Here is a 774-nt window from a genome sequence, read left to right as displayed (position 1 = left end):
ATAGAAGCTCTAAGTAAAAATGATTTATCAGTAATATTATCAAATGAAAATGGAATAACAGTAGATGGAGCTAATTTCATAAATATACATAATATGACCCTAACAACTTCTAAAGTAAAAGATAATGATGGAAAGTTAGAATATTCTAAACCAAAAGGAGAAGTATTATCACTAAGTGATTTAGATACAACAGACGTAGAAAGATTTAATATAAAGGCAAAGATATTAAAGGTACAAGGAGATGTAAAAGCTAAAAAGTTATTAGTAGAAACAAAAGCAGGGGAAAAAGGAATACCAATAAGTGCAGATATAGTAGGTTCAATCCATGCAGATAGAGTAACAATAGTAGCAACAAATTCAGGAATTGGAGTTAAAAGTATAAATGCTAATAAGACAAGAATAAAAGCAAAAGAAATTAAATATGATAAGATAAATAGTAAAAAGACATATATAACATTAGAAGATGACTTTAAAAATGAAGAAAAGATAAAAGCAGATAAAAGACTATACATAAAAGCCAAAAACATATTAAATGAAGAAGGAAAAAATTTAAAAGGTAGAAATATAATATTAGAAGCAGATGATAAAGTAGTAAATAGTAATGGTTCAAAGATAAGTGCAGATAAATACTTACATATAAAAGCCAAAAAATTAGAAAACATAGGAAAAATAGAAGACTTTGGTAAGTTAAAGAAAATATGGAAAGATAAAGATGGTAAAGTATATGATGAAAAAGATGTAGAAAAATGGCAAATTCGTAAAGAATTAACACAA

At 25.6% G+C, this 774-nt stretch carries 1 protein-coding gene; it reads left to right on the top strand.

The features are described 5' to 3' along the window. Positions 1-774: two-partner secretion domain-containing protein (locus tag AWT72_RS08695; RefSeq protein WP_197407662.1), on the top strand; the 774-nt coding region annotated here is incomplete at both ends.

It is taken from the genome of Oceanivirga salmonicida (genome assembly GCF_001517915.1).
GTDB classification, from domain to species: Bacteria; Fusobacteriota; Fusobacteriia; order Fusobacteriales; family Leptotrichiaceae; genus Oceanivirga; species Oceanivirga salmonicida.
This window is presented reverse-complemented; position numbering and strand designations above follow the sequence as displayed.